Here is a 310-nt window from a genome sequence, read left to right on the forward strand (position 1 = left end):
TCGGTTGAAAATACCGACAAAGGCATCAAAGATGCACTGAGAGTCATAAAACAACACAAACCTGAACGCATCGTAATTGAAGCCACTGGTCGTTTAGAAATGCCATTTGTACTCGCTTGTGCTGAGGCCAATTTACCCATTGTCCGTGCCAACCCTGTACATGTTAAACGCTTTGCTGGAGCGATTGGGCGCAGAGCCAAGAATGACCGTTTAGACGCAGAGTTGATTGCTCATTATGGCGAAGCCATCAAGCCAACCCTGACTGTCATCAAGGCAAAAAACATACGCTTAATGAGTGACTTAGTAATCC

At 45.5% G+C, this 310-nt stretch carries 1 protein-coding gene; it reads left to right on the forward strand.

From position 1 onward, the window contains the following. Nucleotides 1-310: IS110 family transposase (locus tag AACW06_RS20280; protein WP_192076402.1), on the forward strand; the 310-nt coding region annotated here is incomplete at both ends.

It is taken from the genome of Vibrio sp. S12_S33 (assembly GCF_963889785.1).
Lineage (GTDB): Bacteria > Pseudomonadota > Gammaproteobacteria > Enterobacterales > Vibrionaceae > Vibrio > Vibrio aestuarianus.